Consider the following 11,644-nt stretch of genomic DNA (forward strand, 5'->3'; position numbering starts at 1 on the left):
GTTGCGAGGGGCGGGTGCAAGATTACGAAACCCGCAAGCCTCCCCGCGTGAATGGGAAACTGGATGAGAATGGCGACTGCCCTGCGATCAGAATCGCGGCTGCTCACGCGGCAGCAAGAGACGCCAACCCGCCAGATGGGCCGCCGCGCCCGAAAAGTCAAGCGCGGTCGGTGCTGTCCATCCAGATTGTGACCGGCCCGTCATTGACCAGCGCGACTTTCATATCGGCGCCGAATTCGCCCGTGGCGACGGTCAGACCCAGTGTGCGCAGCGCTTCCACGAAGTCCAGATACAGCGCCTCGCCCCGGTCAGGCGGGGCCGCGCTCGAAAAGCCCGGACGGTTGCCGGTGCGCGTGTCGGCGGCCAGGGTGAACTGGCTGACGACCAGAACCGAGCCGCCGATATCTGTGACCGAGCGGTTCATCTTATCCGCCTCATCGCGGAAGATGCGCAGCTTGGCGATGCGCACGGCCAGTTTCGCGGGCGCGTCGTCGGGATCGCCCTGCATGGCGCAGACCAGCACCAGAAGCCCGGCCCCGATCCGTCCGGTGCTGCGGCCGTCGACGGTGACCTCGGCCTGAGAAACCCGTTGGATCAGGGCACGCATCAGCTTTTCCCTTTCAGGGCGGCGTTCAGGAAGACACCGGCCAGCATGGAGGCCCCGAAGATCCAGATCGACGCGCCGCCAAAGCCCAGCGAGGCCAGCGCCGGTCCGGGGCAGAGCCCGGCGATTCCCCAGCCAAGGCCAAACAGCGCAGATCCGATGACCAATGGCCGGTCGATGTGCCGGGGCGCGGGACCGGGCAATGCAGCGCCGCTGACCGAGCAGGGCATGCGCCGCGCCACCCGCCAGGCGATGGCCATGGGGATGATCGCGCCGCCCAGCACGAAGGCCAGTGTCGGGTCCCAATTCCCGAAGATGTCCAGCCAGCCCTGCACCTTGGCCGGGTTCGTCATCCCCGAGACCAGAAGCCCCGCGCCAAAGAGCGCACCGGACAGAAGGGCGATCAGCAGGCGCATCAGAGGCTCCATTCCAGGGCGCGGGCGATCAGCACGCCCAGCACGCCGAAGACCAGATAGACCGCCGTCGCGACAAGGCCGCGAAGCGCCAGCCGCGAGATGCCGCAGACCCCGTGACCCGAGGTGCAGCCATTCGCCATGCGCGTCCCCAGCCCGACCAGAAGCCCTGCCGCGATCAGGCCCGCTGTGGTCGTCACGGGCTTGGAGGCCTCGGCCACGCCCAGCCAGACGATGATCGCGGGAAAAAGGATCAGCCCGGCCAGAAAGACCAGCCGCTCGCGCCGCTCGGCGCCTTGGGCGCTGCCGTCAAGCGCGCCGCCGAAGATGCCGCTTGCGCCCATGATGCGACCATTGACCAGCAGGTAAAGCGCCGCCGCACCACCGATCATCAGGCCGCCCAGAAGCCCGCGCACCCAGTCCCATTCCATCGCCGCACCCCTTGTCGGCTGGCTGCCGACCTGTCTTGTGGGTTGTGATTACTTGCCCAGCATGATGCCAAGCACCACCAGCATCAAGCCCAGCACCGAGGCGCAAAGGGCCGCCATATTGACCGCGACCACGCGGCGCATGGTCTGGCGCAGCGCCTCTTCACTGGCGCCGCTGCGACGGGCCCGTATCACCGTCAGGATGCACCAGCCAAGGGCGATCAGCCCCAGCACGGTGATGGCGGAACCGCTCCAGATCAGACCGTCCCAGATCGTCATATCCAGCCTCCTTGCGAACTCGCATCCGCCTAGCGGTGATTGCGCCTGCCCGCAAGACCGCCTAATTCCTGCGCGACAGGCAAAGGAGCAGGACCATGCAGGACGACAACTCGTACGGGATCGCGGCAGGAGAGCTGCGCCAGTTCATCGAGCAATACGAGCAACTCGAGGCCGAGAAGAAGGACGTGACCGAGCAGCAGAAAGAGCTGATGGCCGAGGCCAAGGCGCGTGGCTATGACACCAAGGTCATGCGCAAGGTCATCGCGCTGCGCAAGCGTGACAAGGACGATATCGCCGAGGAGGAAGCCATCCTCGAGATGTACAAGGCCGCCCTAGGCATGGGCTGAGGCAAGAGTGCGGAGGGGCCTTTAAGGCCCTCCGCTTTGCTGAAGACCGGGGCACGGGCAGGGGGATCTGCCGCTCTCATGGCCCTCGACGGCGTTTGCGCCTGAAGTGGGTGCAGGCCTATGAAAGGGAGCGCAATGTCGAATATCATCGCGTCCGGCCAGGAGAAGTTTCTGGTCCTTCCCGCAGAGGGGCAACCTATCGAGAAAGCATCGGATGCCAATGACCTCTTGGCCGCGGCGATGGCTGCGGGTGCTGCATGGGTGGTCATCCCGATCGGTCGCTTAGGGCAAGAGTTCCTGCAATTGCGTACGCGGATTGCGGGCGAGTTCTTCCAGAAATTTGTGACCTATCGCATTGGCTGCGCCGTCATCGGCGACATCACTGATCTGGTCGCAGCCAGCAGCGCTTTGCGTGATTTCGTTCACGAGACCAACAAGGGCCGCACGATTTTATTCGCGCCCGACTTGGATGATCTGCTGGTGAAGCTAGGCTGAAACTGCGTGAAATGGTGCCGGTTATAGGAATCGAACCCACGACCTTCTGATTACAAATCAGCTGCTCTACCTGCTGAGCTAAACCGGCGCACTGGTGCCTCCGATACCCTCTGACGCGGGCTTTCGCAAGTCAAGGTTGGCGCGCACCAGCAACCCGACCGCGATCAGCCCCACCGCCATCACCAGCAGCGCGGCGGGGGCGGCGTTGCCCAGATCCTCGATGCTGGCGCGTTCATGCGTACGGGTGGCCAGCGTCTCATAGTTGAAGGGGCGCAGCAGCAGCGTGGCGGGCAGCTCTTTGGCGCAATCGACGAAGACCAGCAGCAGGGCCGAGCCGACCGAGCCGCGCATCAGTGGCAGATAGATCTCGCGCAGCACGCGGGCATTTCCGCGCCCAAGCGAGCGCGCGGCCATCGGCAGTGAGGGGGGGACGCGGGCAAAGGCCGCATCCGTCGCGCCCTGGGCGATGGCGAAGAAACGCACGACATAGGCCAGCACGATCGCGAATCCGGTGCCGGTCAGGATCAGGCCGGGATCGGTGCCGGTCACCAGCTCGGCCAGATCGGCCATGCGGTGATCCAGCGCGGCCAGCGGCAGCAGGATGCCGACCGCCAGCACCGCGCCCGGCGCGGCATAACCGATGGTGGTGACCGGCAGCAGCAGGCCCGGCAGCCGGAGCCCAGAAAGCCGCACGCCATAGACCATGATCAGCGCAAGGATCACCGTGAGAAGCGCCGCCACCCCGCCCAGCGTGACGGTATGGATCAGCGCCTGCATCAAGCCGGGCCCGAACCAGCCTTGCGGATAGGCCAGCGCATAGCGCAGGATCACGCCCACCGGCAGCAGGAAGCCCAGAGCGAAGGGCAAGGCGCAGGCCAGCAGCGCCAGCCCCGCCCGCCAGCCATTCAGCGGCTGGCGCAAGACCGGACGGATCTGGCGCGCACCCTGATGATAGCGGGCGCGGCGGCGGCTGATTCGCTCAAGTACGGCCAGCACAAGGATGATGCCCAGCATGACCATGGCGAGCTGGGCCGCGCCGCCTGCGTTGCGGGCCTCAAGCCAGGTGGTGAAAATGCCGGTGTTGAGCGTCTGGATGCCGAAATAGCTGACGACGCCGTAATCGGCGACCGTCTCCATCATGGCGATGGCTGCGCCCGCGACGATGGCGGGCCGCGCCAGCGGCAGGCCCACGCGCCAGAACAGGCGCGCGCCGCCGGTGCCAAGGGCGCGGGCAACCTCATAGACGCTGCCGGATTGTTCGCGGAAGGCGGCGCGGGCCAGCAGATAAACATAGGGGTAAAGCGCGGCCGACAGGACCAGCACGGCCGCTGGCAGCGATCTGATGCGGGGGAACCAGTAGTCGCGGGCCGAGGTCCAGCCAAAGAAATCGCGCAGCGCGATCTGCACGGGGCCCGAATAGTCCAGAAAATCTGCCAGCGCATAGGCACCGATATAGGCAGGCACGGCCAGCGGCAGCAGCAGCAGCCATTCAAGCCAGCGCCGCCCCGGGAAGCTGTACATCGTGACCAGCCACGCCGTTCCGGCCCCCACGACGGCGGCCAGAAGGCCCGTGCCCAGCGTCAGCTTCACGGTATTGCCGAAATAGCGGGGGAGGGTGGTGGCCAGCATATGCGGCCAGATGTTCTCGGTCGGGAACATGGCGATCCACAGGACCGCAATCACCGGCGCCATCACCAGTGCCGCGATCAGAAGCGCCGCGATGGACCAGCCCATGCCTCCCGCCTGACGAAGCGATTGGGAACTCTGACGGGAAACGGTCTGATCGCGCTGCGTATTCATGCCGATTGGCTATATCAATGCGGTTTCCCTGTCTATGAATGGCGGCTAGTGTGCGGCGATCTGAATTCGCGAGTCTGGAGTAACGGTTGATGCAGATGGTCTTTCATTGCGGGGTTCACGGCACGGATCTGGACCGCATGGTCAAGACCCTGGCCCAGAACCGGGACTGGCTGCTGAAGAACGGGATCGAGCCACTGACCCCGAATCGCCACCGCGGCATCTTCGAGGAAGCCCTGACCGCCCTTTCCGGTGGCGAGGCCACGCCCGAGATGGAAGAGGTGATGCTGGATGCGATCCTTGAAACCGACGCGCCGCGCCGGGTGATCTGCTCGAGCCCCGGGTTTCTGGGGCTGCCCTATCGCGCGATTGCTCCGGGCGGGCTGTTTGTCACCGCAGGCCCCAAGATGGCGGCCATGGCGAACCTCTTTCCCAGTGCCGAGGTCGAATTCTTTCTGGCGCTGAAGAACCCGGCGACGCTCGTCCCCTATGTGCTGAGCCGGATGGAGAACCGCACCTATGATCAGGTGATGGGTGGCGTCGACCCGATCAGCCTGCGTTGGGGGCCCTGTATCCAGCGCATCCTGAGCTCGCTTCAGGGCCGCCGGATCGTGATCTGGTGCCATGAGGATACGCCGATGATCTGGCCCGAGGTCGTGCGCCGCATCGCCACCATGCCGGGGGACGTGCCGCTCAAGGCGGGGCTGCAGATTCTGGGCGATCTGCTCCATCCCGAGGGGATCCACATGATCCGCGACGAGATGGCTAAGCAGGAACGCCTGACCGTCGAGACCCGCCGCGCGATCTTTGCCGCCGCACTGGCGAAATACGCCCGCACCGAGATGATCGACATTCCCGTCGACCTGCCGGGCTGGGATCAGGATCTGATCGACGCGATCACCCGCAATTACGACACCGACGTGGCCGAGATTGCCGCCATGCCGGGCGTGGAGTTTCTGGTTCCCTGAAATGTGGGAGTTGGCGAGCTGGCTGGAGCAGATCTGTTGCCCTCGGTCATTGGCGTCGTCAGCCAGATGACGAACTGTTGCGCTCTATCTTGAGCAGTTGTAGGCGTTCGACCGGAATTCTGAGGTTGTCATGCAAGACATCTATATTATTGGCGGGTCCAACAGTCTGTTGTCCGGGGGCTGGGTCGCCAACTTGCGGGCCGGTTATTCCGATAAGTTCAAGATCACGAACCTGTCCATCGGCGCCGCAACAACGCTGATCGGCATCTACCGCATTCTCTGCGATGAGGTCCCTGACGGGGCGACCGTGGTGTGGGAATATGCGCTCAATGAATCGAACCACCGGAACGCCGGTCAAAGCCTGCAAAGCCTGATGTGGCATTTTGGCTGGTTCATGGAGCTTGCGCATCGCAGAAGTCTACATGTTCTTCCGGTTGTGATCTGGACTCGACCCGAGCATGTCAAACTGAAGCACAATGACTATCGGGCGGCTGTCACGGAGAAAATCGACAGGCTGGGCCTGAATTGCATTGACGCCTGGGACCCCATGATCGCGTTTGCCGAGGGTCGGCAGGTGCCCGTTTCGGATCTCTATCTCGACGATATGCATTACGCGCCGCAGGGTGGCTTCCCCGCGGCCTTGGCAAATCTTATCGCGGCTGCGATCTCCACAGCGAGGATCCCGGACGCCCAGCCCGAGTACTTGGGTAAGTCCTTGCGGCTTTGTACGCCCTCGGGTCCGGCTTCTGAGGTTTTCGAGAACAGTTTGTTTTCGGCGGATGTGCATCATCTGGCTGACCCCCTGCATGTCGAGGGGAAAGGGCATCTTTTGGCATCCTACGTCATTGCGGCCAACGACGCCGGGGCCTTGACGGTCAGTATCGGGCACAGCCTCTTTGAAGTGTATTCCTTGCAAGGCGCTCCCGGTTATCGCGATCCGGGAAGGTTACTCAAACATGTCGTTCATTGGCAAACGACTGACGACATCGGGTTTGTAGCCGACAATATGGTGCTCTCTGGTGACGATCCCGAAGGGAAGCCGAAGGTCCAGAACATGTTTTCATGGCGCGGGCCATTGAAGGATAAGATGCGGCAGGATGGCTATATCTGCAGCCTGCTGGAGGTATAGGACTGCCTGCGGCGCGGCTGGCCTGCCGAGATCCCTACCGCGATAGCTTACGGTTCAGGCGCGCAATCCGGTTGACTTTAACCCACGAATCCCGGATATACGCGCGACCGGCCGGGCTTCGCTCGATGCCGGTAAGCTATTTTTCAATCATCACCCATACAAAGGGTGCGCTGTTCGACGGCGGGGCTTGGCCCCCTGAACGCCTGCATCGCAGGGGCCACAGAGCGCGGTAGAAGCAAGGAAAGACGGAATGTTCGCAGTTCTCAAGACGGGCGGCAAGCAGTACCGGGTTCAGGCCGGTGACGTGCTGCGCGTCGAAAAACTGGCAGCTGAAGCCGGCGAAAAGATCCAGTTCAATGACGTTCTGGTGATCGGTTCGACCATCGGCGCGCCGCTGGTGGCTGGTGCCGCCGTGCAGGCCGAAGTGATCGACACGATCAAAGCTGACAAGGTCATCACCTATGTCAAGCGTCGCCGCAAGCACAGCTCGCAGCGGACCCGTGGCCACCGTCAGCAACTGACCCTGGTCCGGATCACCGACCTGCTGGAAAAAGGCGCCGAGAAGTCCGACGTCAAAGCCGCCGTTGGCGTGCGCAGCGCCGTCGCGACCCAGGCTCCTGCCAAGGCTGAAAAAGCCGCCGCGAAACCCGCAAAGGCTGCAAAGCCGGCGAAAGAAGCCAAGAAGGACTGATAAACCATGGCACATAAAAAAGCAGGCGGTTCGTCCCGCAACGGTCGCGACTCGGCTGGTCGCCGTCTTGGCGTCAAGCTGTATGGTGGTCAGGAAGCCATCGCAGGCAACATCATCGTGCGTCAGCGCGGCACCACCTGGTGGCCGGGCCAGAACGTCGGCATGGGCCGCGATCACACGCTGTTCGCACTGACCGACGGTCAGGTAACCTTCCGCAAGGGCCTCAAGGGCCGCACGTACATTTCTGTGCAGCCGGCAAACCTCGAGGCTGCTGAGTAAGCCGATCTTAATACCCGAATGCTAGAGGGGATCGGCGAAAGCCGGTCCCCTTCGCTTTTGGGGATCGGTGACTATATCGGTACTGAGGGAATGGGGAGAGAGGGATGAACCAACTGGCCACTGCAGAGGGCTTGAGGTCGCAAGACGAATACGAGACCGAGCGTTTCCTGCTGCGCGCTTTGCGCCGCTCGGACGCGGGACTGATCGCACACTACACCGCAGATCGCCGCGTGGCCGAGGGCACGCGCTCGATCCCCCATCCTTTGCCGCCGGGCGCGTCCGACGCCTATGTCCAGCGGGTCATGGCCCGCGAAAAGGGCGAAGACGTCTGGGCCATCGACGGATCGGCGAACAATCTGGCAGAGCTTCTGGGCGTCGTCTCGCTGACCCAGCTTGAGGACAAGCAGTCCGAGCTGCGTTTCTGGATCGGTGCGGGCTTTTGGAACACCGGCTTTGCGACCGAAGCCGTGGCCGCTCTGGTTGCCGCGAACCCGCACAAGGACCGGACGCTATTCGCCGAGGTGTTTCAGGACAATCCCGGCTCGGCCCGTGTGCTGACGAATTGCGGCTTCGACTATCTGGGCGATGCCGAAAGCTGGTCGGTGGCGCGCAATGCGCGTGTCGCGACCTGGACCTATCTGCGCAAGATGGGCTGAGACACAGCACGGGGGCGAAATTCGCCCCCGAATGCTTTGCGCTTAGCGGCGCAGGGTGACGCTGTTTGCGCCGCCCGAAATGACCACCTCGCGCAGATTGGCCAGCGCGCTATGCGACAGGGTCATGCTGACGGTGATCGTATCGGTCGCGGGCGAGGCGGGAACGGCGGCCTCGAACGTGTTCTGGGGCGGCGGGTTGCCGACCAGACGCAGGCGCAGGACGCCATTCTGATCCGGACGGATGCGACCACTCGGCATCGGCACTTCGGTGATCAGCGCAACATCCCACCAGCCTTTGGTGGCCGCGACGCCGGTCACGACCAGCATGCCGCCTTCGTAAAGCGGCTCCCACCGCGCGGCGGTGACATTCGCGATCGGTTGCCGGCCATCCTGGTTCTGCGTCGGATAGCCGCCTTCAGGGTCCAGCGTGGTCGGCTGATTCGAGCCGCCAAACCAGCGCATGGGGTTCATCCCGCTGTCGCCCATCCGTCCGCAGCCTGCCACGGCCAGGGCCACGCAGGCCAGAAGCCCCAAAGTTCCGGTTTTCATCGCCACAGGTCCCGCCCAGTCGTCGTTTATTGCTGCCAGTGATATGCCAAGACAGCCGGTGGCGAAAGCCTCTTTGACCTTTGCGCTGTCCGGCGCTATGCCAGAGCGCTTTCAGCTGAAAGGATCGCGCCATGGCCACCCCCGCTTTCGAGGAAATCGCCGAGACCTTCGAATTCCTGGACGATTGGGAGGACCGCTATCGCCATGTGATCGAGCTGGGGAAGGCGATGCCCGCGATGGACCCCGCGCTGCATGTCCCCGCGACCAAGGTCGAGGGCTGCGCAAGCCAGGTCTGGATCATGCCGCAGATCGAAAACGGCGTGTTCGACTTTCAGGGCGACAGCGATGCGCTGATCGTGCGGGGGCTGATCGCGATTCTTCACGCGCTTTATTCGGGCGTGCCGGTGGCGCAGATCGCGCCCATTGACGCGCAGGCGGAACTGGCGCGGCTGGGCCTGCATGAGCATCTTTCGGCGCAACGCTCGAACGGGCTGCGTGCCATGGTCGAACGGGTCCGCCTGCTGGCCGAGGCCGCCTGAGCCGCGTCACGCGCCGCGGCGGTGGGTGATCCAGCCGCCGCCCAGAACCCGCGAGCTGTCAGGGCCATAGAACACGCAGGCCTGTCCGGGGCTCACGCCTTCCTCGGGGTCCAGAAGCTCGATCTCGGCCCGGTTCTTGCCCGTCGCCCGCAGGATTGCCGGACGCGGCGGCCGCGTTGAGCGGATGCGCGCCGCGATCTGGAACTCACCTTCGAAATCACTCTCGCCCAGCCAGTTCACGTCGGTGACCGGCACGATCCGCGTCGAGAGGGCCGATTTCGGCCCGACGATGACATGGCGCTTCTCGGGGTCCAGCTTGACGACATAAAGCGGGTCACCCAGACCGCCGATGCCGAGGCCCCGCCTTTGGCCGATGGTGTAATGGATCACGCCCTTATGCGTGCCCAGCACATGGCCATCCATATCGACGATATCGCCGGGATCAGCGGCGCCCGGCCGCAATTTCTCGATAACGCTGGCGTAATTGCCATTCGGCACGAAGCAGATGTCCTGACTGTCCGGCTTGTCCGCAATCGCCAGGCCGTATTTGGCCGCCAGCACGCGCGTTTCAGCCTTGCTGGCAAGGCCGCCCAGCGGAAAGCGCAAGAATTCCAACTGCTCCGGCGTGGTCGAGAACAGGAAGTAGCTTTGGTCGCGGGCGGCATCGACCGCCATATGCAGTTCCGCCCCCGAGGGCCCGTCCATCCTGCGGATATAATGGCCCGTCGCCATGCAATCGGCATCCAGATCGCGAGCGGTCTCCAGCAGGTCGCGGAATTTCACCCGCTCATTGCAGCGGATGCAGGGAACCGGGGTCGCGCCCGCCAGATAGGCGTCGGCGAATTCCTCAATCACCGATTCGCGAAATTTGTTTTCGTAGTCAAGGACATAGTGCGGGAAGCCGATCCGCTCAGCCACGCGGCGGGCGTCGTGAATATCTTGCCCGGCGCAGCACGCGCCCTTCTTGGCCAGGGCCGCGCCATGGTCGTAAAGCTGCAGGGTGACGCCGATCACATCATAGCCCTCATCGGCCAGCATAGCCGCCACGACCGAGCTGTCGACGCCGCCCGACATCGCGACAACCACCCGGGTCTGGGCCGGGGGCTTCGCAAAACCAAGCGAGTTCAATGGGATGTCTTGCGCGTGTTCGCGCAGTTCGGTGGCCGGTGCTGACATGGATCGTCCTTTCGCGGCAAATTTGGGTTCAAATACCGCGGTTACAAGGCGAGTTATATAAAAATACGCCGAATTCTCAAGGTGCGAATCCTTGCCGGGGATGTTCTGCTTTACGTCTCATTAGGGGGGCTGGCCTAAGGTAGCGGAACTAGGACGGGAATTTATGATGTTTCTGAAACGAACCCATGGCCCCAGAACGGTCAGCCTGCCGGATGGCAGCATCCTGAGCCTTGCCGACCTGCCGGGGCGGCAGACGCGGTGGGTGGCCAGCCGCAAGGCAGTGGTGGTCCATGCGGTCGAGCATGGGCTGTTGACGCGTGAGGATGCGCTGCGGCGCTACGACCTCACGGATGAGGAATTTGACGCCTGGTCAAAAGCGGTTCACCAATTCGGCAAGAATGCTTTGAAGGTCACCAAATTGCAGGAATTCAGACAACCTGAAGTTTAGTAAAGGGAATTGATTTCAGCGGTAACGTGATATTAACCTTTTCGTGAACAGTATCGGATCGAATGGCTATCTGGGGGCAACGATATGCGAATTCTTTTGGTCGAGGACGATCCGACAACGGCGCGAAGCATCGAATTGATGCTGACGAATGCCAGCTATAACGTCTATCGCACCGATATGGGGGAGGAGGGGATCGACCTCGCCAAGCTCTATGACTACGATCTGATCCTGCTGGATCTGGACCTTCCCGACATGAACGGGATGGAGGTTCTGCGCCAGATCCGCATGTCGCGTGTTGACACGCCTATTCTGATCCTGACCGGCTCGGATGATACAGAGAACAAGCTGCGCGGCTTCGGCTTCGGCGCGGATGATTATATGACGAAGCCCTTCAACCGCGATGAACTGGTGGCCCGCATTCAGGCCATCATCCGGCGTTCGAAAGGCCATAGCCAGTCGGTCATCCGCACCGGCAATCTGACCGTGAACCTCGATGCCCGCTCGGCCGAGGTCTCGGGGCGTCCGGTCAATTTGACGGGAAAGGAATATCAGATCCTCGAATTGCTTAGCTTGCGTAAGGGGACCACGCTGACGAAGGAAATGTTCCTCAATCACCTTTACGGCGGCATGGATGAGCCCGAGCTGAAAATCATCGACGTCTTCGTCTGCAAGCTGCGCAAGAAGCTCTCCGCCGCGATGGATGGGGAAAGCCATATCGAGACCGTCTGGGGGCGCGGCTATGTGCTGCGCGATCCGGTGGCAATTGCCGATCAACGGGTTCCGATGCGGGCCTGACGCGGCAGGTTCATCCCCGCAAGGCACGGGACGGAAGGAACAGGGTCTGCG

Annotated in this window: 17 protein-coding genes and 1 tRNA gene; 10 read left to right on the plus strand and 8 right to left on the minus strand. The window is 63.0% G+C overall.

What is annotated here, in order from left to right; genetic code table 11:
- Positions 1–157: 157 nt before the first annotated feature.
- Genes dtd through IQ24_RS00530 form a run of 4 tightly spaced genes read right to left on the minus strand, consistent with a single transcriptional unit; the run spans position 158 to position 1,724 of the window.
- The gene (dtd, locus tag IQ24_RS00515; protein WP_145395757.1) at positions 158–607 is read right to left on the minus strand and encodes a D-aminoacyl-tRNA deacylase; all 450 of its coding nucleotides are present in this window, start codon (positions 605–607) and stop codon (positions 158–160) included.
- Positions 607–1,020: a DUF6691 family protein gene (locus IQ24_RS00520; RefSeq protein ID WP_145395758.1), complete on the minus strand. Its 414-nt coding sequence runs from the start codon at positions 1,018–1,020 to the stop codon at positions 607–609. The genes dtd and IQ24_RS00520 overlap by 1 nt, the downstream gene beginning before the upstream one ends.
- Positions 1,020–1,448 (minus strand): YeeE/YedE family protein, encoded by a 429-nt coding sequence (locus tag IQ24_RS00525; protein WP_145395759.1) that lies wholly within the window; start codon positions 1,446–1,448, stop codon positions 1,020–1,022. The genes IQ24_RS00520 and IQ24_RS00525 overlap by 1 nt, the downstream gene beginning before the upstream one ends.
- Before the next feature lie 48 nt (positions 1,449–1,496).
- A complete protein-coding gene (locus IQ24_RS00530; protein ID WP_145395760.1) occupies positions 1,497–1,724 on the minus strand; it encodes a hypothetical protein in 228 nt (75 codons plus the stop codon).
- A gap of 95 nt (positions 1,725–1,819) precedes the next feature.
- On the opposite strand from IQ24_RS00530, the gene IQ24_RS00535 reads away from it, so the two are divergent.
- Positions 1,820–2,071 (plus strand): DUF2312 domain-containing protein, encoded by a 252-nt coding sequence (locus IQ24_RS00535; RefSeq protein ID WP_145395761.1) that lies wholly within the window; start codon positions 1,820–1,822, stop codon positions 2,069–2,071.
- Positions 2,072–2,206: 135 nt separating this feature from the next.
- Entirely contained in the window at positions 2,207–2,566 is a 360-nt protein-coding gene (locus IQ24_RS00540; protein WP_145395762.1) for a DUF4180 domain-containing protein, read from the plus strand.
- Positions 2,567–2,578: 12 nt separating this feature from the next.
- On the opposite strand, the gene IQ24_RS00545 is transcribed toward IQ24_RS00540, so the two are convergent.
- A tRNA-Thr gene (locus IQ24_RS00545) sits at positions 2,579–2,654 on the minus strand.
- Complete coding sequence (locus tag IQ24_RS00550) at positions 2,645–4,300, minus strand: ABC transporter permease (RefSeq protein WP_145395763.1); 1,656 nt, start codon at positions 4,298–4,300, stop codon at positions 2,645–2,647. Before IQ24_RS00550 ends, IQ24_RS00545 begins: the two co-directional genes overlap by 10 nt.
- 155 nt (positions 4,301–4,455) lie before the next feature.
- Here IQ24_RS00550 and IQ24_RS00555 point away from each other — a divergent pair, with 155 nt between their 5' ends.
- From IQ24_RS00555 to IQ24_RS00575, 5 genes are all read left to right on the plus strand, one after another.
- Positions 4,456–5,331, plus strand: coding sequence for a hypothetical protein (locus IQ24_RS00555; RefSeq protein WP_145395764.1), 876 nt, complete (start codon positions 4,456–4,458; stop codon positions 5,329–5,331).
- Positions 5,332–5,461: 130 nt separating this feature from the next.
- Positions 5,462–6,460, plus strand: a complete 999-nt coding sequence (locus tag IQ24_RS00560) for a hypothetical protein (protein ID WP_145395765.1) — start codon at positions 5,462–5,464, stop codon at positions 6,458–6,460.
- 250 nt (positions 6,461–6,710) lie between these two features.
- Positions 6,711–7,151: a 50S ribosomal protein L21 gene (gene rplU / locus IQ24_RS00565; protein ID WP_145395766.1), complete on the plus strand. Its 441-nt coding sequence runs from the start codon at positions 6,711–6,713 to the stop codon at positions 7,149–7,151.
- Positions 7,152–7,157: 6 nt separating this feature from the next.
- Positions 7,158–7,430 carry a 50S ribosomal protein L27 gene (rpmA, locus tag IQ24_RS00570; RefSeq protein WP_145395767.1) on the plus strand — a complete coding sequence of 91 codons (273 nt, stop codon included), beginning with the start codon at positions 7,158–7,160 and terminating at the stop codon, positions 7,428–7,430.
- A 104-nt stretch (positions 7,431–7,534) separates the two neighbouring features.
- The gene (locus IQ24_RS00575) at positions 7,535–8,086 is read left to right on the plus strand and encodes a GNAT family N-acetyltransferase (RefSeq protein ID WP_145395768.1); all 552 of its coding nucleotides are present in this window, start codon (positions 7,535–7,537) and stop codon (positions 8,084–8,086) included.
- Positions 8,087–8,128: 42 nt separating this feature from the next.
- On the opposite strand, the gene IQ24_RS00580 is transcribed toward IQ24_RS00575, so the two are convergent.
- Complete coding sequence (locus IQ24_RS00580; RefSeq protein ID WP_145395769.1) at positions 8,129–8,635, minus strand: hypothetical protein; 507 nt, start codon at positions 8,633–8,635, stop codon at positions 8,129–8,131.
- 131 nt (positions 8,636–8,766) lie between these two features.
- Between IQ24_RS00580 and IQ24_RS00585 the strand changes: the two genes are divergently transcribed.
- Positions 8,767–9,174 carry a SufE family protein gene (locus IQ24_RS00585; RefSeq protein WP_145395770.1) on the plus strand — a complete coding sequence of 136 codons (408 nt, stop codon included), beginning with the start codon at positions 8,767–8,769 and terminating at the stop codon, positions 9,172–9,174.
- Positions 9,175–9,180: 6 nt separating this feature from the next.
- Here the strand turns inward: IQ24_RS00585 and mnmA are convergent, their stop codons facing one another.
- On the minus strand, positions 9,181–10,350 hold the full coding sequence (gene mnmA / locus IQ24_RS00590) for a tRNA 2-thiouridine(34) synthase MnmA (RefSeq protein ID WP_145395771.1): 1,170 nt from the start codon (positions 10,348–10,350) through the stop codon (positions 9,181–9,183).
- Positions 10,351–10,516: 166 nt separating this feature from the next.
- On the opposite strand from mnmA, the gene sciP reads away from it, so the two are divergent.
- The gene (gene sciP, locus IQ24_RS00595) at positions 10,517–10,798 is read left to right on the plus strand and encodes a CtrA inhibitor SciP (RefSeq protein WP_145396119.1); all 282 of its coding nucleotides are present in this window, start codon (positions 10,517–10,519) and stop codon (positions 10,796–10,798) included.
- Between the two features lie 84 nt (positions 10,799–10,882).
- Positions 10,883–11,593 carry a response regulator transcription factor CtrA gene (ctrA, locus tag IQ24_RS00600; RefSeq protein ID WP_145395772.1) on the plus strand — a complete coding sequence of 237 codons (711 nt, stop codon included), beginning with the start codon at positions 10,883–10,885 and terminating at the stop codon, positions 11,591–11,593.
- The last annotated feature ends 51 nt before the right edge of the window (positions 11,594–11,644 follow it).

This window comes from Paracoccus sulfuroxidans, assembly GCF_007830335.1.
In the GTDB taxonomy this organism is placed as follows: domain Bacteria; phylum Pseudomonadota; class Alphaproteobacteria; order Rhodobacterales; family Rhodobacteraceae; genus Paracoccus; species Paracoccus sulfuroxidans.

What these genes read in the sequence shown, in the direction of transcription:
- mnmA (WP_145395771.1), bottom strand. Translation starts at nt 10,350, where the DNA reads ATGTCAGCACCGGCCACCGAACTGCGCGAACACGCGCAAGACATCCCA.
- rpmA (WP_145395767.1), top strand. Translation starts at nt 7,158, where the DNA reads ATGGCACATAAAAAAGCAGGCGGTTCGTCCCGCAACGGTCGCGACTCG.
- dtd (WP_145395757.1), bottom strand. Translation starts at nt 607, where the DNA reads ATGCGTGCCCTGATCCAACGGGTTTCTCAGGCCGAGGTCACCGTCGAC.
- ctrA (WP_145395772.1), top strand. Translation starts at nt 10,883, where the DNA reads ATGCGAATTCTTTTGGTCGAGGACGATCCGACAACGGCGCGAAGCATC.
- IQ24_RS00525 (WP_145395759.1), bottom strand. Translation starts at nt 1,448, where the DNA reads ATGGAATGGGACTGGGTGCGCGGGCTTCTGGGCGGCCTGATGATCGGT.
- IQ24_RS00575 (WP_145395768.1), top strand. Translation starts at nt 7,535, where the DNA reads ATGAACCAACTGGCCACTGCAGAGGGCTTGAGGTCGCAAGACGAATAC.
- IQ24_RS00580 (WP_145395769.1), bottom strand. Translation starts at nt 8,635, where the DNA reads ATGAAAACCGGAACTTTGGGGCTTCTGGCCTGCGTGGCCCTGGCCGTG.
- IQ24_RS00560 (WP_145395765.1), top strand. Translation starts at nt 5,462, where the DNA reads ATGCAAGACATCTATATTATTGGCGGGTCCAACAGTCTGTTGTCCGGG.
- IQ24_RS00550 (WP_145395763.1), bottom strand. Translation starts at nt 4,300, where the DNA reads ATGGGCTGGTCCATCGCGGCGCTTCTGATCGCGGCACTGGTGATGGCG.
- IQ24_RS00585 (WP_145395770.1), top strand. Translation starts at nt 8,767, where the DNA reads ATGGCCACCCCCGCTTTCGAGGAAATCGCCGAGACCTTCGAATTCCTG.
- sciP (WP_145396119.1), top strand. Translation starts at nt 10,517, where the DNA reads ATGTTTCTGAAACGAACCCATGGCCCCAGAACGGTCAGCCTGCCGGAT.
- IQ24_RS00520 (WP_145395758.1), bottom strand. Translation starts at nt 1,020, where the DNA reads ATGCGCCTGCTGATCGCCCTTCTGTCCGGTGCGCTCTTTGGCGCGGGG.
- IQ24_RS00530 (WP_145395760.1), bottom strand. Translation starts at nt 1,724, where the DNA reads ATGACGATCTGGGACGGTCTGATCTGGAGCGGTTCCGCCATCACCGTG.
- IQ24_RS00540 (WP_145395762.1), top strand. Translation starts at nt 2,207, where the DNA reads ATGTCGAATATCATCGCGTCCGGCCAGGAGAAGTTTCTGGTCCTTCCC.
- IQ24_RS00535 (WP_145395761.1), top strand. Translation starts at nt 1,820, where the DNA reads ATGCAGGACGACAACTCGTACGGGATCGCGGCAGGAGAGCTGCGCCAG.
- IQ24_RS00555 (WP_145395764.1), top strand. Translation starts at nt 4,456, where the DNA reads ATGCAGATGGTCTTTCATTGCGGGGTTCACGGCACGGATCTGGACCGC.
- rplU (WP_145395766.1), top strand. Translation starts at nt 6,711, where the DNA reads ATGTTCGCAGTTCTCAAGACGGGCGGCAAGCAGTACCGGGTTCAGGCC.